Origin of the sequence: Streptomyces sp. NBC_00273 (assembly GCF_036178145.1) — a bacterium.
GTDB lineage: Bacteria > Actinomycetota > Actinomycetes > Streptomycetales > Streptomycetaceae > Streptomyces.
In genome coordinates this window covers 182,940-206,137 of record NZ_CP108067.1, presented here as the reverse complement: position 1 = coordinate 206,137, position 23,198 = coordinate 182,940, and the positions used below count along the sequence as shown (strand labels likewise).

20 protein-coding genes and 2 pseudogenes are annotated in these 23,198 nt (G+C 69.5%); 16 read left to right on the top strand and 6 right to left on the bottom strand.

Annotation, left to right across the window (positions count from 1 at the left end; all coding sequences use genetic code 11):
* The first annotated feature begins 37 nt into the window (after positions 1-37).
* The 3 genes from OG386_RS00900 to OG386_RS00890 all read left to right on the top strand — a co-directional run bounded on the left by OG386_RS00900 (position 38) and on the right by OG386_RS00890 (position 4,517).
* Positions 38-1,492, top strand: coding sequence for a Gfo/Idh/MocA family oxidoreductase (locus OG386_RS00900; protein ID WP_328786277.1), 1,455 nt, complete (start codon positions 38-40; stop codon positions 1,490-1,492).
* A 32-nt stretch (positions 1,493-1,524) separates the two neighbouring features.
* Positions 1,525-3,072 carry a glycosyltransferase family 4 protein gene (locus OG386_RS00895; protein ID WP_328786276.1) on the top strand — a complete coding sequence of 516 codons (1,548 nt, stop codon included), beginning with the start codon at positions 1,525-1,527 and terminating at the stop codon, positions 3,070-3,072.
* A 158-nt stretch (positions 3,073-3,230) separates the two neighbouring features.
* Positions 3,231-4,517, top strand: a complete 1,287-nt coding sequence (locus OG386_RS00890; RefSeq protein WP_328786275.1) for a UDP-glucose dehydrogenase family protein — start codon at positions 3,231-3,233, stop codon at positions 4,515-4,517.
* A 53-nt stretch (positions 4,518-4,570) separates the two neighbouring features.
* On the opposite strand, the gene OG386_RS00885 is transcribed toward OG386_RS00890, so the two are convergent.
* Positions 4,571-4,930, bottom strand: a complete 360-nt coding sequence (locus OG386_RS00885) for a hypothetical protein (RefSeq protein ID WP_328786274.1) — start codon at positions 4,928-4,930, stop codon at positions 4,571-4,573.
* A 290-nt stretch (positions 4,931-5,220) separates the two neighbouring features.
* On the opposite strand from OG386_RS00885, the gene OG386_RS00880 reads away from it, so the two are divergent.
* Positions 5,221-6,381, top strand: coding sequence for a hypothetical protein (locus tag OG386_RS00880; RefSeq protein ID WP_328786273.1), 1,161 nt, complete (start codon positions 5,221-5,223; stop codon positions 6,379-6,381).
* Positions 6,382-6,463: 82 nt separating this feature from the next.
* A complete protein-coding gene (locus OG386_RS00875) occupies positions 6,464-6,721 on the top strand; it encodes a hypothetical protein (protein WP_328786272.1) in 258 nt (85 codons plus the stop codon).
* 38 nt (positions 6,722-6,759) lie between these two features.
* On the opposite strand, the gene ku is transcribed toward OG386_RS00875, so the two are convergent.
* Positions 6,760-7,788 carry a non-homologous end joining protein Ku gene (gene ku, locus OG386_RS00870; protein WP_328786271.1) on the bottom strand — a complete coding sequence of 343 codons (1,029 nt, stop codon included), beginning with the start codon at positions 7,786-7,788 and terminating at the stop codon, positions 6,760-6,762.
* Between the two features lie 672 nt (positions 7,789-8,460).
* Between ku and OG386_RS00865 the strand changes: the two genes are divergently transcribed.
* The 3 genes from OG386_RS00865 to OG386_RS00855 all read left to right on the top strand — a co-directional run bounded on the left by OG386_RS00865 (position 8,461) and on the right by OG386_RS00855 (position 12,856).
* Positions 8,461-8,973, top strand: a complete 513-nt coding sequence (locus OG386_RS00865) for a hypothetical protein (protein WP_328786270.1) — start codon at positions 8,461-8,463, stop codon at positions 8,971-8,973.
* A gap of 439 nt (positions 8,974-9,412) precedes the next feature.
* Entirely contained in the window at positions 9,413-11,464 is a 2,052-nt protein-coding gene (gene ligA / locus OG386_RS00860) for an NAD-dependent DNA ligase LigA (protein WP_328793121.1), read from the top strand.
* Between the two features lie 45 nt (positions 11,465-11,509).
* The gene (locus OG386_RS00855) at positions 11,510-12,856 is read left to right on the top strand and encodes an IS630 family transposase (protein ID WP_328786269.1); all 1,347 of its coding nucleotides are present in this window, start codon (positions 11,510-11,512) and stop codon (positions 12,854-12,856) included.
* Between the two features lie 419 nt (positions 12,857-13,275).
* Here OG386_RS00855 and OG386_RS00850 read toward each other — a convergent pair whose 3' ends face one another.
* Both OG386_RS00850 and OG386_RS00845 read right to left on the bottom strand, forming a co-directional pair.
* Positions 13,276-13,806 (bottom strand): SMI1/KNR4 family protein, encoded by a 531-nt coding sequence (locus tag OG386_RS00850; protein WP_328786268.1) that lies wholly within the window; start codon positions 13,804-13,806, stop codon positions 13,276-13,278.
* A gap of 144 nt (positions 13,807-13,950) precedes the next feature.
* Complete coding sequence (locus OG386_RS00845) at positions 13,951-14,253, bottom strand: DNA/RNA non-specific endonuclease (protein ID WP_328793120.1); 303 nt, start codon at positions 14,251-14,253, stop codon at positions 13,951-13,953.
* A 465-nt stretch (positions 14,254-14,718) separates the two neighbouring features.
* Between OG386_RS00845 and OG386_RS00840 the strand changes: the two genes are divergently transcribed.
* Positions 14,719-15,006, top strand: coding sequence for a hypothetical protein (locus OG386_RS00840; RefSeq protein ID WP_328786267.1), 288 nt, complete (start codon positions 14,719-14,721; stop codon positions 15,004-15,006).
* Here the strand turns inward: OG386_RS00840 and OG386_RS00835 are convergent, their stop codons facing one another.
* Complete coding sequence (locus tag OG386_RS00835; RefSeq protein WP_328786266.1) at positions 15,007-15,498, bottom strand: DUF6233 domain-containing protein; 492 nt, start codon at positions 15,496-15,498, stop codon at positions 15,007-15,009.
* A gap of 324 nt (positions 15,499-15,822) precedes the next feature.
* On the opposite strand from OG386_RS00835, the gene OG386_RS00830 reads away from it, so the two are divergent.
* The 7 genes and pseudogenes from OG386_RS00830 to OG386_RS00800 all read left to right on the top strand — a co-directional run.
* A complete protein-coding gene (locus OG386_RS00830) occupies positions 15,823-16,944 on the top strand; it encodes a tyrosine-type recombinase/integrase (RefSeq protein ID WP_328786265.1) in 1,122 nt (373 codons plus the stop codon).
* Positions 16,941-17,270: a helix-turn-helix domain-containing protein gene (locus OG386_RS00825; RefSeq protein WP_328786264.1), complete on the top strand. Its 330-nt coding sequence runs from the start codon at positions 16,941-16,943 to the stop codon at positions 17,268-17,270. Before OG386_RS00830 ends, OG386_RS00825 begins: the two co-directional genes overlap by 4 nt.
* A 4-nt stretch (positions 17,271-17,274) precedes the next feature.
* Positions 17,275-18,900, top strand: coding sequence for a hypothetical protein (locus tag OG386_RS00820; protein WP_328786263.1), 1,626 nt, complete (start codon positions 17,275-17,277; stop codon positions 18,898-18,900).
* Positions 18,901-18,924: 24 nt separating this feature from the next.
* Positions 18,925-19,545, top strand: coding sequence for a HEAT repeat domain-containing protein (locus tag OG386_RS00815; RefSeq protein WP_328786262.1), 621 nt, complete (start codon positions 18,925-18,927; stop codon positions 19,543-19,545).
* Positions 19,546-19,682: 137 nt separating this feature from the next.
* Positions 19,683-20,129: pseudogene (locus OG386_RS00810) on the top strand (transposase); the annotation flags it as partial.
* 50 nt (positions 20,130-20,179) lie between these two features.
* Complete coding sequence (locus tag OG386_RS00805; protein ID WP_328786261.1) at positions 20,180-21,073, top strand: IS982 family transposase; 894 nt, start codon at positions 20,180-20,182, stop codon at positions 21,071-21,073.
* Positions 21,074-21,098: 25 nt separating this feature from the next.
* Positions 21,099-21,938, top strand: a pseudogene (locus tag OG386_RS00800) (IS256 family transposase); the annotation flags it as partial.
* Here the strand turns inward: OG386_RS00800 and OG386_RS00795 are convergent.
* Positions 21,821-23,197 carry an MFS transporter gene (locus tag OG386_RS00795; RefSeq protein ID WP_328786260.1) on the bottom strand — a complete coding sequence of 459 codons (1,377 nt, stop codon included), beginning with the start codon at positions 23,195-23,197 and terminating at the stop codon, positions 21,821-21,823. The pseudogene OG386_RS00800 and the gene OG386_RS00795 sit on opposite strands and share 118 nt — an antisense overlap.
* Position 23,198: the final 1 nt, after the last annotated feature.

The following is a 23,198-nucleotide window of genomic DNA, read 5'->3' as shown; positions in this document are numbered from 1 at the left end:
TGATCCCGACACCTTGACCGGAAGGGTCGACTTCGTCATGCCCTCGACCACGCCCCGCCCGATCAACGTCCTGCTGATCGGCGGCTGCGGCCACTGGGCCGCCACCGAGAACCACATCCCAGCCATCCTCACCCTGCAACGCCAGGGATTTCCCGCCCGGGTCGGCGCCATCTGCGACCTGCGCGACCCCTACGACGAGAACCTGCTGCGCCACATGCCCGACCTGCTGGACCTCCTCCGCTGGGACCGGCCCCAGTGGATCCAGCCCCGCCCCGGCGAGCCGGCCGAGGACCTGGAGCGCCGCCTGGACGCCGCGCACGCCCGTCGGCCCTTCGACGTGGCGATCGTGGCCTGCGACCCCGTCGCCCACCACCCCTACCTGCACTGGGCGACCAGCCGCGGCATCCACGTCCTGTGCGACAAGCCGATCATCGCCGTCGCGGACGCCGCCTGGGACGTACACGCCGCCGCCACCATCGACACCCAGTTCGACACCCTGCTCAAGGCCCACCTCGACAGCCCCGGCCACCTGTTCGCCCTGCCCATGCGACGCAGAGCCAACGACGCCTTCGTCGACTCCTCCCAGCTCATCGCCGAGGTCTACGAGAACCACGAGCAGCCCCTGACCATGGGCAACTTCACCGTGACCGGCGGCCACTTCCGCCTACCCGAGGAATACGCCCTCGGCAACGCCCACGGCTACACCAACGGCGTCGGAGCGCTCGCCTTCTCCAGCTACCACTACATCGACCTCATGGCCTGGTACCTGCGCCTGGCCCAAGGCCCCGTCACCGCCCTGCGCATCACCAACCACTACGTGCGGCGCGTGGGCGACTACCTCGGCACCGGCCAGAACCGGGCCCTCGAAGCCCTCCTGCGCCCCCGATCCGAGGCGCCGGCCCTGCCTGCCGACCTCGACCGGCGCACCGCACTCGCCGAGATGGACTTCGCCTTCACCCTCGAACTCCTCGACGACGCCCGGCGAGTCCACGGATACCTCACCTACACCTTCACCTCGAACAGCTACTCCCACCGCCAGATCGGCCTCCTCGACGCCGACCGCGCCGGACACCTGCCCTTCCGGGAGAAGGGCCGCATGTCCCAGTTCGTCATCGACATCCACCAAGGCCCGCTCCAGCACGTGCGCGTCAGCAAGAACGACGTCGTCGGCGACCGCTACCGCATCCGCCTCGAACACCGCCGCAACCCCCTGATCGACCCCTCCGGCGGACGCCACGCGGACACGCTGTACGAGAACGCGCACAGCGCCAGCAAGGTCACCCCCCAGGCAATGACCGCCGAGTTCCTGCGCGCCGCGGCTGGATGCACCCCGGACCAGTCCGTCGCCCGCCGCATGACCCACCTCGCAGGCCAGACCCTCACCCAGCGCATCTACGCGGCGATGTACCGGCTGATCGCAGCCCGCCACGAAGCCGACACCGCCGCCCACAGGACCGCGACGCCGCCAGTCCTCGTCGACATCCCCCGCTGACCCCACACGCCCACCACCCGAAGGACACCGGCATGAACGCCCTCCCGGCCGTGGACCACGGCATCCTCTTCTTCCCCCGCGGCGGCTCCTCCCTCGTCGTCAAGAACCTCACCGAGCAGACGATCGCCGCCGGCCGCCCCGCCCGCATCTTCTGCGGGTCCCTGGGGGAGCCGGGCACCACCTCCCACGCCGCCACGTTCTACGGCGACCTGCCCCTGGTCGTCTCCGACTACAGCCCGGCAGCCACCGCCCACGCGGCCGGGGCAGACGCCCTCGCCCAGACCGTGCCCCTCCACCCCAGCTACGAGGACCGCACCGCCGCCCCCGACCGGGTCTTCGCCGCCGTCGACCCGGCCACGGCCGACGCCATCGAGGCCTACTGGCGGCAACACCTCACCACCCACCACGCCGGCGAAGCCGGCCTGCTCCACCTGCACCACCTCACCCCCCTGCACGGCATCGCCCAGGGCCGGGACCGGCCGGTGGTCACCACCCTGCACGGCACCGAACTGAAATTCCTCGACAACGCCCTGCGCCGCCTCCACCTCGCCGAGCGCCTGGACCTGTCCATCGCCGACCTCGGCCGGCACTACCGCGACGCCCCCCAGGCCACCCTGCGGCGCATCACCCGGACCGCAGGCACCCCCGACCTCGACGAGGCCCAGGCCCTGCTCACCGACCACTGGCACATGTGGACCCATGCCCGCCACTGGGTCGACCGCATGCGCGCATACGCCCGCACCAGCAACCGGATCGTGGTCATCTCCGAACAGGATCGCGCCCTGGCCCAGTCACTGGTGGAGATCCCCGACAGCCGGATCGACCTCGTGCCCAACGGAGTCGACACCGACCGGTTCACCCCGCCCTCGGCCTTCGACGACACCGACCGCTACAAGATCCTTCACCGGTGGCTCGTCGACGACCCCCAGGGATGGCTCCCCGGCCAGGGCCCCGGCACCATCCGATACACCACCGCCGACGTCCGCCGCATCCTCCACGACGACCAAGGCCGCCGCCGCCCGCTCCTGCTGTGGATGGGACGCTTCCTCGCCTTCAAACACCTCAACCTCCTCCTGCAGGCCGTCGCCGTCCTGCGCGACCGCACCGCCGTACGCCCCGCGCTGCTCATCCTGGGAGGCCACCCCGGCGAATGGGAGGGAGACCACCCCCACACCCTCGCCTCCCAACTCGGCATTACCGACGACGTCCACTTCGCCGGATGGCGCCCCCACCACGACCTCATCGACGGCCTCCACTGCGCCGACCTCCTCACCGCCCCGTCCGTCGACGAGCCCTTCGGCCTGATCTACCTCGAAGCGATGGCCTCCGGCACCCCCGTGATCGCCTCCGCCAGCGGCGGCCCCCTCAGCTACGTCACCACCACCGGCCCCCACGCCACCGGCTGGCTCCCCGCCCCCGGCGACCTCGCCGCCACCATCGAGCAGGCACTCACCGACCCCGCCGAGCTGACCCGCCGCGGCCAGGCCGCCCGCCGCTTCGCCCACGACCACTACTCCTGGCGCTCCCTCACCCCCCGCTACCACGACATCTACGACCGCGTCCTCGCCGACCGGCCCTGAACCACCCAGCAGCCCGCGCCACGCCCTGACGTCCCACCCCCTGCGACGCGATTCCGGCAGTCCGAGCACAGCCGAGTAGGGTGTCGCCCGTGATCAGGGCGGCATCCGGGCAGACCAGAACAACCCGCCTGAACCGGCACGAAGAGAATGGACAGACCATGGCAGAGCGACGCATCGCGGTGTTCGGCGCCGGATACATCGGCCTGGTGACCGGCGCGTGCCTCGCCGAGCTCGGCCACCACGTCACGGTCCGGGACATCAACCCCGAACGCGTCCGCATCCTCCGCGCCGGCGACGTCCCCATCCACGAACCCGGACTCGGCGACATGATCGCCCGGAACAAGGAACGCCTCACCTTCACCGAGGACCTCGACCAGGCCCTCACCGGCGCCGAGATCGCCTACGTGTGCGTCGACACCCCGCCCTCCGCCTCCGGCGACGCCGACCTCACCCGCGTATGGGCCGTCGTCCGCTCCCTGACCGCAGCCCACGACCTGCGCGCCGTCGTCATGAAGTCCACCGTCCCCGTCGGCACCGGCGCCCGCGCCCGCCTCCTGCTGGACGAGATCGGACTGGCCCACGTCGGCTACGTCTCCAACCCCGAGTTCACCGCCGAAGGCCGGGCCATCACCGACTTCATGGCCCCCGACCGCATCGTCATCGGCCAGGACAACGACACCGCCGGCGCCCTCGTCGCCGCCCTGCACACCGGCATCAACGCCCCCGTGGCCACGATGGACGTCAAGTCGGCCGAGATGGTCAAACTCGCCTCCAACGCACTCCTCGCCACGAAGATCAGCTTCGCCAACGAGATCGCCACCCTCTGCGAGAACACCGGCGCCGACGTCACCGAAGTCCTCGGAGCCGTCGGCATGGACCACCGCCTCGGCGCCCACTTCCTGCGCCCGGGCATCGGCTGGGGCGGCTCCTGCTTCCCCAAGGACAGCGAAGCCCTGCGCCAGATGGCCTCCAACACCGGCTTCCACCCCCAGCTCCTCACCGCGGTCATCAACGTCAACAACATCCAGAAGCGCCGCGCGATCCAACACCTCAAGGACGAACTGGGCGACCTCGCCGGCAAGCACATCGCCCTCCTGGGCATGGCCTTCAAGCCCGGCACCGACGACATGCGCGAGGCACCCTCGACCGTGCTCGCCGGCCGCCTGCTCGCCGAAGGCGCACACGTACGCTCCTGGGACCCCCTTGCCCGCCCGGCCGCCGGGGAGCCGTGGGACTCCGTGACACGCGCTTCGACCCCGCAGCAGGCACTGGCCGGAGCGGACGCGGTGGTGATCGTGACCGAGTGGCCCGAACTCGCCGAAGTCAACTGGGCCGAGGCCCACAGCGCCATGCGCACCCCGGTCATGTTCGACGGCCGCAACCTCCTCGACCCCGCCCATATGCGCGAGATCGGGTTCCGGTACACCTCCGTCGGCCGTCCCTGACTGCCCCAGATCACGACCCCAGCCCCATCCCGGCCGGCGATCCGATGGTCGAGTCACAGGGCGCCGCGCTCCAGGTACGCCGATACGCGTTCCGCCGCGTAGGTGCCGTCCGGTAGCACCGCGTCGGTCAACTCGAACTGCTCCCGCTTGCCTGTGGGGTCATTCCAGGTGACCCGGGTGCCGGCGAGCCGGCTGCTGGGCAAGTGGACGGGTTGGCCGTCGGCGGCACGGGCTCCGAGCAGGGTGTAGGTGCGGACCGGCCGCACGGCCTCGCTGGCCGCGATGGCCGGGGTCGCGCCGGGGCTGGCCTGGTTCCGGCGCCGGCGGAGCCAGCCCCAGGCTGTGGCCCCCGCCAGCAGCGTGAGGCCGCCCAGGGTCTCCGTGGTCCAGCCGGTGAGCACGTCGGTGAGCATGGTGGTGTCCTTGTCTCTGTGTGATGACGGGGCGGAGCATGAAGCGCCGCGCATTGACGTCGCGTCCTGGGCGGGACAGTGCTGGTGCGGGGGGTTAGCCACGCAACCCCCTTCAGGTCTACGCCATTTGAGCGGACGATCTCCGCGGTGACCGGGCGGAGGTAGGGGGGCTCTAAAAGGACGCCACCGTTACGTCATGGGGTAGCCCTTTGGCTTCAATTCCGCGGGGAGTCACCGGATGAGGTGAAAGCTCGGTCATGGCCCTGAAGGGCGTCGGTACCTTCCCTGGCATGTCCACTGACACCCCGAGCGCGGCCGATCAGCTGCTGCTCGACCACGCGCACCGCCACGGCTTCACCGTGACCGCGAAGATGCTGGAGGTCTGGAGGAGCCGCCGCCTGCTGCCCGGCAATGTCCCCGGCGGAGGCCTGGGCCGCGGCAGGGGCAGCACCTCCACTCCGGCGCCCGAGAGCTTCGACCTCGTCCTCGGCCTCGCCCGTCACGCCGGCCGCGGCAAGCGCCCGAACGACGTGGCACTGCTCCTGTTCGACGAAGAGCTCCCCGTACCCGAGCAGACGGTACGGGCCGCCTTCACCGCCGCGGTGGACACCCTCACCGTCCCCGGCGACGACGACCCGGACACCGACCCGGAACAACGGCTCGACGACCTCGCCGACCACATCGCCGACGCCGGCCTGACCGTGACCCTGGTCCCCGCCCGGGCCCGGCGGATCGACGAAGGCATCGCCCGCCTTGCCCGAGCCGGCGGACACACCTGGCCCCCGGCTGAGCTCACTGCCTTCGACGAGAACCCCGGCACGCCGACCGGCACACCCAAGGACGCCGCGCTGGCCGCGGCCGCCGCGGCCATCAACGGGACGATGTCCCTGGAGGACATCAGCGACCTGCTGCGCGCGATGAACCCCACCGCGACGGCCAACCCGATCGCGTCCCTCGTCGAGACCACCCGCAAAGACGTCCCCGAGTTCGCCGACGCGGTCCTCACCGACGACCACCAGTTGGCCCTTGGCCCCGTGCGCGATGCCCGCGACCATCTGCGCGACCTGGCCGCCACCGCTCCGCTTCAGGACCTGGCGCGGACTTGGAAGACCGCCGCCGGCGTACGGCAGTGGGCCCTGGACCTGTGCGACCGGGTCGATGGGGAACTCGCCACCGGGCAGCTGGGCGAGGCGGCCCTGGAGTGGATGAACGGCCGCTACGCGATGGCCGGCCTGGCCGTGCTCAGCACCCTGAAGGAGCGCGACCGGCCCCCCGTCCAGCACGCCCTCGACGCCCTGGTGCTGCTCTACCAGCTCGGGGAGTTCCACCGACTCGACCGGCTCATTCCCGGCTGCCAGTGGCACCTCCTCGCCACCGAGGGGCTGCTGCCGCCACCCGTCCGCGAGCAGCTCCAAGAGCTCATCGGCCGGGACGCGCCCTCTGCCGGGTAGGGGGCGATGTCAGACCGGCCTCGTAGCGTCGAAGACGAGGCCCCGGACCGGACGGGGCCCCGGAGGACCGAAGGAGCGGGCCATGGGCGAGATCAGCATCGAGCGACAGCACCTTGACCACCTGCTGGCCGACAGCGCGAGCACGTACGGAGCCCCCTACCAGCGGGCCTTCGCCCAGCTCGCCGCAGCGCACCGAGGCCAGCCCGTCGCCGAGATCCTCCCGCTGCTGCGCCGGGCCGCGGACGAGGCGCTGCTCGGCTTCACGGAGGCGGACCTCCGGGAACAGGCGCAGGCGATGAGTACGGGCGAGCCGTACGTCCTGCGCGTCACGGTGGCCTGACCACGGCTGTGCCCGTCAGACCTCCCACCACGCGGAGGTCAGGCCTTGCGCCGGTCGCGGCCGGTGTGGGCGAGGGCGTCGGCGAGCTGGTCGTGATTCATGGACGAGCGGCCCGGGGTGCCGGCCGCGGCCGCCTTCTCGTACAGCTCGGCCTTCGTCAGCGCCGCCAGCTCCCCGCCCTTGGCCGCCGGCCCGGAGCGCGCCCGCTTCTTCGCGGCCGGCGCCTTCCTGCCGCCGGCCGCCCGGGCGCCGGGGGAGGCGGCCTTCTCGCCGGTGTCCTTAGGACTGCGGGCCCGCTCGACACTGGCGCGCAGGGCTTCCATGAGGTCGACGGCGCCAGTCGGCTCCGTCGCCGGTTCGGCCTTCTCGACCGTCTCCCCGGCCGCCTTCGCCTTCACCAGGGCCTCGACCTTCTCGCAGAAGGAGTCGTGGAAGGCCTCCGGCTCCCACTCCATGGCCAGGGCGTCGATCAGCTGCATGGCCATCTTCACCTCCGCCGCCGTCGCCTCGACCGTCCCCGGCAGGTCGGGCACCTCGGCGTGCGGATCGCGCAGCTCATCGGCCCAGTGCAGTGTGTGGAGCGTGAGCAGGCCCTCCGTCTCCTCCGCCTTCAAGGCGACCAGGTACTCCCGCCCGCGCATCACGAACGTGGCGATGCCGGCCTTGTTCGACTCGGCCAGGGCGCGCTCCAGGAGAGCGTAGGGCTTCCCGTACTGGGCTCCCCGGGGCCCGAGGAAGTACGTCTTGTCGAAGAAGACCGGGTCGACGGTGTCCAGGTCGACGAAACCGGCTACGTCGATCGAATGGGATCGGCCGGGAGCGATCTCGTCGAGCTCCTGCGGCTCGACGATCACGTACTCGGACCCGGTGTCGCAGCCCTTCACGATGTCCGCGAGGTCCACCTCGTCGCCGGTGCGCTCGTTCACGCGCCGGTTGCGGATCCGGTCCGCAGTGCCGCGCTGGAGCTGGTGGAAGCGGATCGTGTGGCTGTCCGTGGCCGTGTAGAGGCCCACGGGAAGGCTCACGAGCCCGAACCCCAAGACCCCCGTCCACACCGGTCTGGCCATCGCCCGCACCACCCTTCGACCTGGGCGTCTTCCCACCCTGCGCCCCATCACCCCCACCGGCAACGGCAGCCAGACCGCAGTGCCGCCGGCCGCCTTCCGATGGGGCAGGGAAGCCCTCGCCGGGGCGCTGTCAGGGCCCTTCCACCTCGCCGCCCTCCCGCGTCCAGGACCGCACGGTGTGCTCTCCCTGGGGCCCGTCCTCGACCAGCTCGATTCGAACTTCCGCCTGACTGCCATAGCGGCCGATGAGTCCCCTGAACTTCCGCTCGGCGGTCTCGGAGTTGTCCCAGGTGTCGGTGACGGCGGGGGAGGGATGGGGGCCGAGCGAAGTCTGACGTGGAACGGCACATGCGGATCATGAGCGGTCGGAACCTCTACTGCAAGCCGCGGGCCAGGGGCGGCCGCCACCCCTGATCCTCCTCACCACCCGCTGTGAGGTCACCACACCCTGTTGTCGAAATGATGTTCCGCGCCAGGTGGGATGCGGGTTACTGTCCCTATTCTCGGCAAGGTGGTCGCCGTCCCGGGCGCGCTGGCCCAAAGCACCTCGCGCCGCTGGCGAGCCTTCCGCGACACGGGGCACGCACCCAGCTCCTTCACGAGCCAGCAGGAAGCCCAGCCACAACCAGCGCGATGACAGGACCCGACTTGACCCTGATGCCAGGAGCACGCGTGCCGGGACGGACCTGGACGGTCCGCATCACTGGCCACCCCGATCACACCGTGTCCGTCACCTGCAGCACCGCCGCGTGCCGGATGCCGCCCCGCTCGAAGGACGCCGCGAGCATGCGCCGCTTCGCCGCCGAGCACATCAAAGCCCACGGACGCCTCGCCGGCGCCCGCCCCAACGCCGCCTGCAGCTGTGGCAACGCGCAGTGCGCCCTCCACGAAACCCCCGTCCACTGTGCCGGCACCAGCCTGTTGGTGCTTGTCCACAACCCGGCCGTCGGCCAGGTCTGGACCCTGGCAGACGTCTGCCAGGCCTGCGCCCGCCACATCCCGCACATCACCATCCTGGCCACGGGCAAGCCAGCTCGCCCCACCCCCGCGGCCCCTTCCGTGGAGCAGCCGGCGCAGCGCGTCGCGGTGCCGGGTGGATTCTCCTCACCTGAGGCTGCACCTGATCCCGTACCGGGACAGCGTCGCCCGCACCGACCCAACCGTCCTCGGCGGTCTCGGGGCTGAGTCAGGCGAGACGGCCCCTGCTCTCCCCGGCCGGCGGTCAGCCATTTCGCGGCCTCTCGCCCGGCTGGTCACTCCTCGGTGAATGCTCTGAGCCGGCCCCGCTGGGTTTCTCCTCCGCGATCCGGGTGTCGAGCACGACCTGATCGGCGTAGGGCGCGACAGCGGCGAGGACCCGGCGGTGGAGTTCGGCGCTGTGGACCGTCACCGATATTCCCCTCCGGGCGACAACCGCCCCACCGCCGCTGAAACCCCACTCCCGGTACCGCCGTGCGGCAGACGGTGGCGCGGTGGCCCACACCGTGGACAGGGGCCGTACCAGCAGGCCGCCGCCTGCCTGGTGGTCGAAGCAGCGGGCGGGACGACGCGGCACGCACTGGCCACGGTCGTCCGTGTCCACTGAACCGACGCACTGGCGGCGTTGTCAGTGCGGGGCGCGATGATGACCTTCATGACCGAAAATAGTGCCCTGCTCTCTCCTGCCGCCTACACGGAGGCCGTGAACGCTGCCGTGGCGGCGTCGGCCGCGTACTACGGCGACGGGACCACCCCGCTCGGTGACGACGAGTACGACGGGCTGCTGCGCGCCATCGCGGCCTACGAGGCGACCCACCCGGACGAGGTGCTCGCCGACTCGCCGACCGGGAAGGTGGCGGGCGGGGCGGTGCAGGGCGACGTGCCGCACTCGGTGCCGATGCTCTCCCTCGACAACGTCTTCGACGCCGACGAGCTCGCCGAGTGGGCCGCGGGGCTGGAACGGCGTCTCGGGCACCCCGTGGCCGGGTGGTGTGTGGAGCCGAAGCTCGACGGCCTCGCGGTGGTCGCCCGCTACCGGGGTGGCCGGCTCGTTCAGGTCCTCACCCGCGGCGACGGCCTGGCCGGCGAGGACATCACCCACGCCGCCGACGCCGTCCTCGGCCTGCCACCAGTCCTCACCGAGCCGATCGACGTCGAACTGCGCGGCGAGGTACTGCTGACAACTGCGCAGTTCGAGGAAGCCAACCGAATCCGGCTCGCCCACGAGGCCACGCCCTTCGCGCACCCGCGCAGCGGCGCGGCCGGCACCCTGCGGGCCAAGGACCGCCCCTACCGCATCGAGTTGACCTTCTTCGCCTACAGCGCGATCGGCCTGAACGACCTCGGCCACGCCGCTCTGCTGGAGAACCTGGCCGCACTCGGCGCGAACACGGCGGCCAGCACGGCCGCCGCCCCGATGCGATGCGAGACCGTGGAGCAGGTGCAGGAACGTATCGACGTGATCGCCGGCCTGCGCGCAGACCTGCCGTTCGGGATCGACGGTGTCGTCGTCAAGGCCGACACGGCCGAGGACCAGCGCCAGGCCGGCAACGGCTCGCGCGCCCCGAGGTGGGCCGTGGCCCGGAAACTCGCGGCCGAACACAAGGTGACACGCCTGCTGGCGGTGGAGTGGAACGTCGGCCGGACCGGAATCATCGCCCCGCGCGCCGTCCTGGAGCCCGTGATCATCGACGGGGTGACAGTCACCTACGCCACCCTCCACAACCCGTCCGACATCACCCGCCGCGGGCTCATGATCGGCGACCAGGTGTTCGTGTACCGGGCCGGCGACGTGATCCCCCGCGTCGAGGCACCCCTGGTCGACCAGCGCACCGGCGCCGAGACCCCGATCGTCTTCCCCGAGGTATGCCCCCGCTGCGGCGACGCGATCGACACCTCCGAGCAGCGGTGGCGTTGCGTACGCGGCCGGAGCTGCCAGGCCGTGGCCTCGGTCATCTACGCCGCCGGCCGGGACCAGCTCGACATCGAAGGTCTCGGCGGCACGCGCGCGATCCAGCTGGTGGAGGCCGGTCTCGTCAGGGACATCGCCGACCTGTTCACACTGACCCGAGAGCAGCTCCTCGGCCTGGAGCGGATGGGTCAGACCAGCGCCGCCAACCTCCTGGCCGCGATCGAGACCGCCCGCGGAGCCGCTTTGAGCCGCGTGTTCTGCGCCCTCGGGGTCCGCGGCACCGGGCGCACGATGTCCCGCCGGATCGCCGCGCACTTCGGCTCGATGGCCGCGATCCGGGCCGCCGACGCCGACACGCTGGCCGGGGTCGACGGCATCGGCACCGAGAAGGCCCGCGTCATCGCGGCCGAACTCGTCGAACTCGCCCCGCTCCTCGACAAGCTCCAGGCCCAGCAGGTCGGCATCCAGGTCGCCGAGCCGCAGAAGCCCGCAACCGACGCGAACGACGACGGCGCGGACCAGGCGGGCGGCCCGCTGGCCGGACAGGCCGTCGTGGTCACCGGCTCCATGACCGGCCCCCTCGCGGTGCTGTCCCGGAACGAGATGAACGAACTGATCGAGCGGGCCGGCGGAAAGGCGTCATCGTCGGTGTCCAAGCGCACCACCCTCGTGGTGGCGGGCGAGAAGGCCGGCTCCAAGCGCACCAAGGCCGAAGAACTGGGCATCCGCATCCTCGACCCCGAGGAGTTCGCCGTCCTCGTCGCCGACCTCCTCCCCACCACCTAGTGTTCTGCGCCAGAAATCTCAGGGTTAAGTCTGTAGCCTGTTGTCATGTCGCCGGGTCCTAGTGCCGTTGAAGTCCGCCTGTCCGATGAGGAACGCGCTGAGTTGTCCCGCTGGGTGAGTGGGGTGGTGGCGCCGCGGTTCGCGGAGCGGGCGCGCATCGTGCTGGCGTGTGCAGGCGGGGCGCCGAACGCGCAGGTGGCGGTCGAGGTCGGGGTGACCGTAGCGACGGTGAGGAAGTGGCGCGGGAAGTTCGCCGCCGATGGGTTGGCCGGACTTGAGGATGCCGCCCGAATCGGTCGGCCGAAGGCCGATCTGGTTCTGAGTGCGGACGAACGGGGCCAGTTGGTCCGATGGGCCCGGCGCGCGAAGACCGCCCAGTTTCTGGCTCTGCGGGCGAGGATCGTGCTGCGTTGCGCGGAGGGCGGGACGAACAGGCAGGCCGCGGTCGAGCTCGGTGTGGATGCCTCGACCGTCGACCGCTGGTGCAGTCGTTTCATCGCCCATCGTCTTGAAGGCCTGGTCGATGAGCCCCGTCCGGGCCGGCCGCCGTCGATTCTCCTTGACCAGGTCGAAGACGTGATCGTGGCGACGCTGGAGTCCACGCCGGGGAAGGATACTCACTGGTCGCGGGCCTCGATGGCAGCTCGGACGGGGCTATCGAAGTCGACCGTCGGCCGAATCTGGAAACGGTTCGAACTCAAGCCGCATCTGCAGGATTCCTTCAAGCTGTCCACCGACCCGCAGTTCGTGGCGAAGGTCGTCGACGTCGTCGGCTTGTATCACAACCCGCCTGAGCGGGCGGTGGTGTTATGCGTGGATGAGAAGAGCCAGATCCAGGCGCTGGACCGTTCACAGCCGGTGCTGCCGATGATGCCGGGCATGCCCGAGCGACGCACCCACGACTACCTGCGGCACGGCATCACGAGCCTCTTCGCCGCGTTCAACGTCGCCGACGGAACCGTCATCAGCGAACTCCACCGCCGCCATCGCGCGATCGAGTTCAAGAAGTTCCTGGTCACCATAGACAAAGCCGTGCCCCGCGAGCTCGACGTGCACCTGGTCTGCGACAACTACGCCACTCACAACACTTCTGAGATCAAGACGTGGCTGGCCAGACACCCCCGCTTCCACGTCCACTTCACCCCCACAGGCTCCTCCTGGATCAACCAGGTCGAGCGGTGGTTCGGTCTGCTGACCGACAAGCTCATCCGCCGCGGAGTCCACACCTCGGTGAAAGCACTGGAAGACGACATCCGGGCCTGGATCGAGAATTGGAACGAGAACCCGAAACCCTTTGCCTGGACGAAGACCGCCGACGAGATTCTCAAGTCCGTTGCCGACTACCTCACCAAGATCACCCCATCCAACCCGGGCAACCAGGCGCAGACTTAACCCTGAGATTTCTGGCGCAGAACACTAGGCGTCGCCGCCCCCAGCCCTCGGCCCGCCCTGTCGGGGCCCTTGGCCGCCCTCATCCCCGCGGCCCCGGCCGTGGAGCAGCCGGCGCAGCGCGCCGCGGTGCCCGGCGGGTTCTCCTCACCGGAGGCCGCTCCTGATCCCTCACCGGGGCACCGCCGCCCCTCCGCGCCCACCGTCAGCGTCGCTCGCGGGGCTGAGAACAAGGGGCCCATCCGGCGAGTCTTCGCAGGGCAGACGGACGCTCTGGCACGTGACTCATGAGGGCACGGGTATCAGGTTCGGGTGACGCCGTATCCCGTGTCGTTGAGGGCGGCCGTCCAGACGTCCCGGTTGAACCACTTGTTGATGTCCCGCCAGGCCGCGCGTGCCCGTGTCGGCCGAGCGTCGCATCATCACACTTCATCGAGGCGGCTGAATTCATGGGTTGCCAGGGGGAACAGTGACGAGAGAATGTTCGACTGCAGCTCTCCGGTGAGGGCGGACGCGAGGAATTGCGTGCACGATACGGGGTAATGTTCCCATCGGTCGCTCACCTCGTTCACCATGACGGTCCATTCGTTCGGCGCAAGGCCCGGAAGAACGAGCCAGTACAGGCATTCCCCGTTGTCCGTGGTCGCCCACGGGATGAGCACGGATTCCTCGGTCTCCAGTTCCGCCGGCTTCTTCTCGACCGTCCACAGGTCTTGCAGGTCTTCGAACTGGTATTTGGCCCACTTGAGGAGGTCGTAGTGCTTGTTGGGGCAGTCGGGCTCCAGGACGTAAAGGTAGTTGTCCCAGTAGCTTCCCCCGTAAACGCCGATGAGCTCCTTGTAGTCGTCGGGGAGCTCGACTGCGAGGGCGCGTTCGACCTCGCCCCAATCCTTGTCGCGGGGCTGGCTCGGCGCCGGGGCGATTTCGAGAAGACGTGCAAGGGCGTTGTTCACGGCGGGGGTCCTGTTTCTAAAGGTTGGCGAGTCCGGACGGACGGGATGATAGTAGGCGGGCAGGTGGCGGCGAGTCGCACCTACTCGACTACTCTCGTCATTCCTTCGGCTGATTGGGAATGAATGCGGTGTTGCCTGATTCAGTTATTCCGGTGCTCCAGTGCTGGGTGAACGTGAGCCGTTCGATCCATAAGCCTCGATGTATACCCCGGTGGGGATTTTATCGGTCCCGTTGTATCGGGGGGTGACGCTGTACTGGATTGTCTCCCCGGCTTCCACTGCGGCCCTTACTTGGTTCTCGATTTTCCGCATGACGGGGGAATTTGCGTAGGCGTGCATGGTGACGAAATTCGCCGGATCCCAGTTGGATCCGCCGAGCTGCGCGGCAAGGAGGTGGGCTCGGTTGTACCCCTGCTTCTCCGCCCCCGAGCGTCGACGTTCGGCCAGGTCAGCAGGCCGCTGCGCATCGGCCTACACCTCGTCCGCCAGCGCTCTCTCGCACCGGACGTCACCGCCAACCCGGCTCCCCGCCGTACCACCGCCGTGATCAGCCTGGCCAGCAGCCGTTGCAAAGGTGCACGCCAGCGCATGCCGGGGCTTGCGGTGGGGCCACCGTCGCCCTTGCCGTTCACACCTCCTTCCGGGTCCTGCTACCCCCAGTACGTCAGCAGCAGGTACCGGGCGATCTCCCGCAGCACGCCCCAGGACTCCACGGGGGCAAGATTTGCTGTGCCATCGCGCCATCCTGCCCCGCACGCCCGTTCGAGGCCCCTGGGGCTGCCAGGACTGTCAGCCGTTGACGGGCCGTGGCCGGACAACTGGAAGGTGACGGTACGGACGTGCGCGGCCCGGTCCGGGGGCACTGTGTACGCGTACGCCGAAGTGCGCTGGGACGGGGCGAGTTTCTACCCCGTGGACGACCCGACGATCTTCGACGGGGCCAAGCTACGGGTGCAGATCAAGCAATCCCGCGAAGGCACCGACCCCGTGGTGGACGAGCGCGACTTCCCTGGCCTTGAGGCGCGGCTGGAGGACAGCACGTCCAGCGGTGCGCGGTCCGGTATCTACCGGACGCCGACCATCAGCCACCGGGCTGGCGCGGCCGCGCTCGGCGATTCGGCGCTGTTCCTGGACTGGCATGGCGACGGACGCGGTTACCAACGCCACGACTACACCGCATCCCGACCGTTTGACCCGTGATCAGTCGCCGGGGGCGGGCGCGTCGTTCTGGCCATGCGCGAGGATCGGCAGCAGCGCCTCGGCCGCGTCGCACACGGTGCACGCCGTCGTGCCGGGCCGCGCGAGTGCGTCGAGTGCCTGCATGGTGCCCAGCGGGTGCGCGCGGTCGGTGGCGCCGGAGCAGCCTTCGGCGTGGACGGTGGCGGGCCGGCCGTGGGCGCGGCCGTCGAGCAGCCACGCCCACCGGGCCGGCGCGGTACGGGTACGCGGGTGAGCCGGGATGCCGTCCAGGTCGACCCCAGGGAGCGGGCGCAGCTGCTCGGAGGTGACCCAGGTGCCGTACTCGGCCGGCTCCACGCCGCCCCCGGAGGTCGTCTGCCACAGGGGAACACCGATGCGGTACATCCATAGGCCGGAGTCGAGTTGCTGGCGTTCGTAGAGCCGTACCCGCTCGATGGCCTGCCCGTCGGGAAGGACCAGCGTGATCGCGGCCGAAGGGGAGGGTTCGGTCACGGTCAGGGGCGGGTGAACTGCTCCTGCCGGGCCTCTCGACAAGCCGTACAAAGGGGGTTCTCTGGGGCTACGACTGTGGCACGAGGCAGCGGACGGAGCGTTTGTGCAGCTCGACGCGCGGATTGCTCACCGTAGTTGGTGCAACAGGTGTGGTGCTATCGCCGGTTCGGGTGAGTCGCTCCTTTGTCTGGTTGAGGTGTGCGACATCCCGTGGGTTGCTCTGAGCCGCGCTGAGTCCTCGACCTCGTGGCCAGGGGATTCGTCTTCTCTCCGGCAGCGGTTCGCGGGCTGACGTAACTTCGGGATTCCTGAAGCGTTCTCACCATGCCTGATCGGTTCACGATCGGGGTGAAGGTGAGGGGGCTCGGGTTGGCGCTGGCTGTCGTACGGGACCTGCGCGATGTCCGGCCGCTGGCCACGGCGGAGGAGCTGGAGCAGTTCGAGACCGACGTGCTGGCGGGGTTCGTGCTGGCGCGGGCCTCGGCCGGGCTGGCGGACGGCACGATCCGCGGGGACGTCGGGCACCTGGAGCAGATGCGGTCCTGGTTCGGCCGACCGCTGTGGGAGATGGAGCCGCCCGACGCCGACGCGTACTTCGGGAAGGTACTGCGGGCATCGCCGAGCGGCACCCGGCTGGGGCGCTCTCAGGCGCTGACCACGTACTTCCTGTTCCTGGAGCTGCGGCACAAGGTCGAGATCCACCGGATGACCGGTCGGGTGATCGAGTGCCCGATCGACGAGATGAACCGGCCGCGCGGGTCGAAGGACGCGGCACTGCGGATTCCGCCGTCCGGGCCGGAGGTCAGGACGCTGTTCACCGCGTGGGGCGGCGAGCTGGCGACCTGCCGGAAGTTCGCCCCGACCGCCCGGAACTACACCGCCTCCAAACTGATGTCCCAGGTCGGGCTGCGGGTCAGCGAGGCGTGCAAGCTCGATTTGGCGGACATCAAGTGGGACCTGGGCCGCTTCGGCAAGCTCCACGTCCGCCACGGCAAGGGCGCCCGGGGCTCGGGCCCGCGCGAGCGGATGGTCCCCCTGATCAACGGCGCTGACCGCACGCTCCGCTGGTTCATCGAGGACGTCTGGGGCCAGTTCGACGACGACCACACCCGCCCCGGCGCCCCGCTGTTCCCCTCCGAACGCAGATGCGCTGACGGCTCCTCGGGCCGGGTCGGCGACGATGCTCTGCGCGGTGGGCTCAAGGCCGCGGCCACGGCGCACCTGCCGGGCTGGGGCGACAAGCTCACCCCGCACGTCCTGCGGCACTTCTGCGCGTCCGAGCTCTACCTGGGTGGACTCGACCTCATCGCGATCCAGGAAGTCCTCGGACATTCCTGGATCGCCACGACCATGCGATACGTCCACGTCCAGCAGACCCGGGTCGAGGACGCCTGGGTGGCCGGGCAGCAGCGGGCCGCGAAGCGTCTGGAAGGACTTCTGCAATGAAGTGGAATCTGCGGCTGACCGCCGCGAACCAGGGGATCTGGAAAGCTTCCGAGCTCCAGCGGAGCCTCGCCGAGCACGGCCTGGTGATCTCGGCCGGGAAGATGTCCGGGCTGTGGTCTGGCCAGCCGGTCTCCCTGAAGCTGGAGGACCTGGACGTCATCTGCGTCGTCCTCGGCTGCGAGATCGGCGACCTCCTGATCCCCGAGCCGGAGAAGGTGCACCGCCCCGGTCAGGAGGAGACGGTCCGGGCGGCTGTCGGCTCGGGGACCGCCGCGCCGAAGGTGATCCCCAAGCGCCGGGACGGCCGGTCGCTGCCCCCGGAGTGATCCGGTGACACGCTTCCCGAAGGGTTACGTCAAGCCCACCAGTTCCTGCCCTGGCTGCCTGGCCTGGGGCGACTTCCGCGGACGGCTCTGCCACACCTGCTACATGTTCGGCCGCGGACACGACGCGGCGGAATGCACCGGCTGCCGTCGCGTCCAGCCGCTGAAGTGGGACTACTGCCGCTTGTGCTGGTGCCAGGCCCGCCTCAGCGCGAAGGCCGTCATCGGCCATCCCACCGACGAGACGGACGTGCGGGACCGGCTCGCCGTCGTCCGACATCACCAGCTGTTCTTCGTCGGCATGCACTACCGCAGGAGACCGACGCCCCCGGCCCGGCGGAAGGGAGGACGGCGTGGAGCCCCGCGCAAACCACCTCCCGCGCCGGCCTGGCGCCCGGATGCCGGCTGGCGGCAGCCGCCGCTGTTCGAGCAGATCCCTCGGGACTTCGGCCGACTCGATCCGGCAGACGCCGACCTGGCTAGCCCGTGGCTGGCCTGGGCGAAGTACCTCGCCCACCGATTCGCCGAGGCCCGCGGCTGGGGACGCAACATCCGCTTCGCCGTCAACCGGGGCCTGGCCGTCGTCCTCACCGGCCACGTCGAAGGCGACGTGATCCGGCATACGGAGATCTTCGCCCCGCTACGGGCCTTGGACCTGCCCGTCGGCCACGTCGTCACGGTCCTGGAGGAGATGGGGATCTTTGAGGACGACAGCGAACCGTCCTTCGAACGCTGGCTCGTCGGGCGCCTGGAAGGACTCGCACCCGGCATCCGCTCGGAAGCCGAGCGCTGGACCCGCGTCCTGCGCGACGGCGGCCCCCGCAGTCTCCCACGACGCGAAGGAACGGTCTGGCTCTCCCTCAACCAGGTCCGCCCTGCCCTGCTGGAGTGGTCGAACCGCTATCACCACCTGCGGGAAGTAACCCGCGACGACGTCCTCACCTACGTCAAGACACTGCACGGTCACCAGCGGCGTGACCAACACGTCGCCCTGCGCTCGCTGTTCACCTGGGCCAAACGGCACGGGCTGGTCTTCCGCGACCCCACCAGCCGCATCAAGGTCGGGCAGAACGAGTACAGCGTGCTCCAACCGCTCCTTCCGGAGCAGGTCGAGAGCTCTGTCGCGGCGGCCACCACCCCGGCGGCACGGCTCGTCCTCGCCCTCGCGGCGGTCCACGCCGCCCGGGTCGCCCAGATCGCCACCCTCACGCTCGACGACGTCGACCTCGGCAACCGCCGGCTGACCATCGCCGGACGCGTCCGGCCTCTTGACGACCTCACCCTGAAGCTCCTGACGGACTGGCTGGGCCACCGGCGCTGCCGGTGGCCCAGCACCGCGAACCTCCACCTGCTGATCAACAACCAGACCGCCAACACGACCAGCCGGGCCAGCAACCACTGGATCAGCGCGCCGATGCGCGGACACAGGACGCCACCCTGGAGCGGCTCCGCGTCGACCGACAGCTTGAAGAGGCCATGGTTCACGGCCCTGACCCACTCCACCTTGCCGAGGTCTTCGGCCTCGACGAGAAGACCGCGATGCGTTACGCCGACTCGGCCCGTCAGCTGCTTCTGGTCTCACCCGGCGAGACCCTCGGCGGAACTGTCAGAGGAGCCGAATAGGGTCCAGTGACGTCCGTATCCAGTAGGAGAGACCGTGGCTCTCGACACCGTTGAGGCGATCCGCCAGCTTCAAGACCGCAGTTCCGCCAAGCGCCGCTCAGCCGCGAAGCGACTTCGGAAACTGGGCGACTCATATGCAGGCCCTGCCCTGCTAGAAGCCCTGAAGAACGAGGTGAGGGATTCACGGACCTGGGAAACCCAGTACCAGATGACGATGGCGCTCGGTACATGCGGCTCCCCCTCCGACCTTCCCTACCTGCGAGATCTCGTCCTTCAGCGCGAAACTCTCCATGCGGTTCACACTGCCGGGGGCGACGCCATCGTCCGGCTGAGCTACATGGAGCACTCCCACACTGAGACGATTCGCTGGTGCCTGAATACCGGTAACGAGACTCTTGTGGGCGGAGCGTTGCAGGCCGTGGCCATGCTCCGGCTTGGCCTCAACCAGGAAACCGTGACCGACATCATCGACTTCATCGAAGCTAGGTCCCCACAGGATGGGATCTACTTCTGGCCCACTGTTGCCGCGGCCGGCTGGACGGGGCAGCGAGTCCACCACTTCCTCACCTCATGCGTCTCCAGCCCTCGATCCGATGTCGCCGAAGCCGCCACGAACTCCCTTGCCGGGAACTACGGCGCCTACCGACCCCTGTAGGCGGACCCGCACCCAGGTTCGTCGTGAACCCAGGCCTTCTCGCGCAGAATCAGCTGCCGGACCCCTGGGTTCCTACCGAGAACCCTTCAGGGGTCTGTACGGTCAACGGTGGATCTTCGAACAGGAAGTGACACCTGATGACAGACGTGACCGTGTCGGCGGAGGCCGTGGCGGAGGTGCAGCCGTCCGGGTTGGCACCGGATGTTCTGGACGACCAGCTGATCAGTCAGCTGGTGGACCGGGCCAAGGCTGACGGGATCAAGCTGACGGGCCAGGGTGGTCTGCTGCAGCAGTTGACGAAGCGGATCCTCGAGTCGGCCCTGGAAGGCGAGATCACCGACCACCTCGGGCACGAGAAGCATGAGAAGGCTGGCTCGGGCAACACCCGGAACGGGACCCGGTCCAAGACCGTGGTGACCGAGGTCGGCCCGGTCGTTCTCGAAGTCCCGAGGGACCGGGAGGGCTCGTTCGAGCCGCAGATCGTCAAGAAGCGACAGCGCCGGCTGACCGGCGTCGACGAGATGGTGCTCTCGCTGTCGGCCCGCGGCCTGACCCACGGGGAGATCTCCGCTCACCTAGACGAGTAAGTCCGAAGTCTTCGGGCGCATGAAGCGAGGGTCTCGTTGGTTCGTTTGTGACGACAAACCTGGAGACCCTCGCGACTGCACTGTACGTGAGGATCGATGACTCTCTGGCAGGAACGCGGCGGACAGGCCGTCCGCCGAGGCTGACGGACGCCGAACTGTTGACACTCGCGGTCATGCAGGCCCTGCTCGGCTTCGTCTCTGAGGCACGCTGGCTGCGGTTCGCCCGCACCCATCTAGCCGCCGAATTCCCCTACCTGCCCGAACAGTCCGGCTACAACAAGCGTTTACGGGCCGCAAACACCCTGCTCAGCCGCTTCATCCGCACCCTCGCCCGCGACACCGACCTGTGGCACGACGACGTATGGGTCGTGGACTCCACACCCGTCGAATGTGCACGCTCCCGGCCCACCGTCAAACGATCCGACCTCGCCGGCTTGGCCGCCTACTCCTACTGCCCCTCGCACTCACGGTTCTTCTGGGGCCTGCGCCTGCACCTGCTCTGCACACCCGGCGGCCTGCCAATCGCCTGGGCCCTGGCCAACCCTAAAACCGACGAACGCGAGGTCCTGGCCGACATGCTCACAGGCGACCAGGACCTGCTGGCCACCCATCCCGGGCAGACGATCGTCGGCGACAAGGGCTACGTCTCCAAGCACCTGGACGCCTTCATGGCCGACCACGGCCTGACCCTGCTGCGGCCCAGCTACCGCAACAAGAAGCCCCGGCCGGGTGAGCACCTCCTCAAGCCGATCCGGCAGCTCATCGAGTCGGTCAACGACACCCTCAAAGGCCAGCTCGACCTCGAACGACACGGGGCCAGAACCCCAGCTGGAGTCCTGGCCCGCGTCGGACAACGCATCCTCGCCCTCACCGCAGCCATCTGGCACAACCGATCCAACGAAACACCGGTCGCACGATCACTGATCGCCTACGACCACTGACCAGCACTTCGGACTTACTCGTCTAGCGGAGGTCTACGGCGCCGAGGTCTCCAAGACGACCATCTCCACGATCACGGACAAGGTGATCGACGGCATGAACGAGTGGCAGAACCGGCCGCTCGACTCGGTCTATCCGGTTTTGTTCATTGACTGTGTCCACGTGAAGCTGCGGGACGGGAAGGTCGCGAACAGGCCGGTCTACGTGGTCCTGGCGGTCACCGTCGAGGGCACTCGCGAGATCTTGGGCTTGTGGGCCGGCGACGGGGGCGAGGGTGCCAAGTACTGGCTCCAGGTCCTCACGGAGATCAAGAACCGCGGCACGGAAGACGTCTGCATGGTCGTCTGTGACGGGTTGAAGGGGCTGCCTGAAGCGATCGGGGCCGTCTGGCCGCAGGCGATCACGCAGACGTGTGTCGTTCACCTGCTGCGGGCTTCGTTCCGTTACGCGGCCCGGCAGGACTGGGACAAGATCTCGAAGGCGCTCAAGCCCGTCTACACGGCGCCGACCGAGGACGCCGCCATGGAACGGTTCCTGGAGTTTCAGGAGGAATGGGGCCAGAAGTATCCCGCGATCGTCCGGTTGTGGGAGAACGCATGGGCCGAGTTCGTGCCGTTTCTGCAGTTCGACACCGAGATACGGCGGATCGTCTGCACGACGAACGCCATCGAGTCCGTGAACGCACGGATCCGCAAGGCCGTCCGGGCCCGTGGGCACTTCCCGAACGAGCAGGCCGCCATCAAGTGCGTCTACATGGCCATCATGAGCCTCGACCCCACCGGCCAGGGAGGCAAACGCTGGACCCAGCGCTGGAAGGCCGCTCTGAACGCCTTCGACATCACCTTCGACGGCCGGCTCTCAGCCGCCCGCCGCTGAAACCCCAACAACTCCAAAACCACCGTTAACTTTACGGACCCACACCCAGGGCGTGCCCCGAGCGCGGTGGCAGCAGCCGCGGCCGAGAGGACGGCGAGCAGGGTGAACAGGGCGGGGTAGCCGCCGAGGGGTCTGGCCAGGACTGCGCCGGCGAAGGGGGCGAGGGCGGCTGCGGCGTGTGCGGGTGCTCCGAGGAGTCCGGAGAGTCGGCCGTAGTGGGTGGTGCCCCAGCGGTCGGTGACGGCGGTGGCCTGGAGGAGGGTGAGGTTGCCGCGGATCACTCCGGCGAGGACGGATACGGCGACGAGCAGGGTGTAGGGGCCGGCCACGGTGGCGAGGGCTGCGGTGGTGAGGGCGCCGAGAGCGATCAGGGTGACGGTGCGGGCGGTGACGCCGAGATGGCGGGCGAGGGCGGCGTACAGGGTGCGGCCGAGGGTCTGGCCGGCGCCGCCGAGGCCGAGGGCCCAGGCGGCTTGGGTGATGGTGTAGCCGCGTTCGAGGAGGAGGGGGACGAGGCCGATGACGACGGCGTACATCGCGAACGCGGACAGGGTGAACGTGACGGCCAGCATCCAGAACGCCCGGCTGCGCACGACCTGCTCGTGGCCGCCGGTGACGTGCGGCGGGCTCGGCGGGGCCTGCGGCCACGGGGCCTTCAGCGCGATCGCGTGGGCCGGGACGGTCAGGGCCGCGAGGATGCCGGTGAGTACGACGTAGGTGGCGCGCCAGGACATGTGGTCGGCGAGGATCGCGGTCAGGGGTGCGAAGACGGTGGAGGCGAGCCCGCCGGCGAGGGTGACGATCGTGAGCGCGCGGATGTGGTCGGGGCCCCACCAGCGGGTGAGGGCTGCGAAGGCGGGCTGGTAGAGGATCGCGGCCATCGCCGCTCCGGCGAGCAGCCATCCGGCGAAGAAGACGGCCAGGTTGGGGGCCGCGGCGATCACCAGCAGGCTCAGCGAACCCAGGACGGAGCCAGCCGTCATGACGGTGCGGGGGCCGCGGTGGTCCAGGACGCGGCCGACGTAGATCCCCGCTATGGCGGAGACGACGAGGGCGGCGGAGAACGCCGCGGTGGTCGCGCCCGCGCTCCAGCCGGTGTCGGCGGTGATGGCCGGGTTGAGGACGATGAAGGCGTAGTAGACGATGCCCCAGCTGGTGATCTGGGTGAGGCACAGGGCGGGCAGGACGGCGCGTGGCCGCGACCGGACCCCCGTCCCGGCCGCGGCCAGGCCGCTTTGAAGGTCGCTCACC

Excerpts from the sequence above, each read along its gene's own strand:
- OG386_RS00900 (WP_328786277.1), top strand. The coding sequence starts at position 38 with ATGCCCTCGACCACGCCCCGCCCGATCAACGTCCTGCTGATCGGCGGC.
- OG386_RS00895 (WP_328786276.1), top strand. The coding sequence starts at position 1,525 with ATGAACGCCCTCCCGGCCGTGGACCACGGCATCCTCTTCTTCCCCCGC.
- OG386_RS00890 (WP_328786275.1), top strand. The coding sequence starts at position 3,231 with ATGGCAGAGCGACGCATCGCGGTGTTCGGCGCCGGATACATCGGCCTG.
- OG386_RS00885 (WP_328786274.1), bottom strand. The coding sequence starts at position 4,930 with ATGCTCACCGACGTGCTCACCGGCTGGACCACGGAGACCCTGGGCGGC.
- OG386_RS00880 (WP_328786273.1), top strand. The coding sequence starts at position 5,221 with ATGTCCACTGACACCCCGAGCGCGGCCGATCAGCTGCTGCTCGACCAC.
- OG386_RS00875 (WP_328786272.1), top strand. The coding sequence starts at position 6,464 with ATGGGCGAGATCAGCATCGAGCGACAGCACCTTGACCACCTGCTGGCC.
- ku (WP_328786271.1), bottom strand. The coding sequence starts at position 7,788 with ATGGCCAGACCGGTGTGGACGGGGGTCTTGGGGTTCGGGCTCGTGAGC.
- ligA (WP_328793121.1), top strand. The coding sequence starts at position 9,413 with ATGACCTTCATGACCGAAAATAGTGCCCTGCTCTCTCCTGCCGCCTAC.
- OG386_RS00855 (WP_328786269.1), top strand. The coding sequence starts at position 11,510 with ATGTCGCCGGGTCCTAGTGCCGTTGAAGTCCGCCTGTCCGATGAGGAA.
- OG386_RS00830 (WP_328786265.1), top strand. The coding sequence starts at position 15,823 with ATGCCTGATCGGTTCACGATCGGGGTGAAGGTGAGGGGGCTCGGGTTG.
- OG386_RS00825 (WP_328786264.1), top strand. The coding sequence starts at position 16,941 with ATGAAGTGGAATCTGCGGCTGACCGCCGCGAACCAGGGGATCTGGAAA.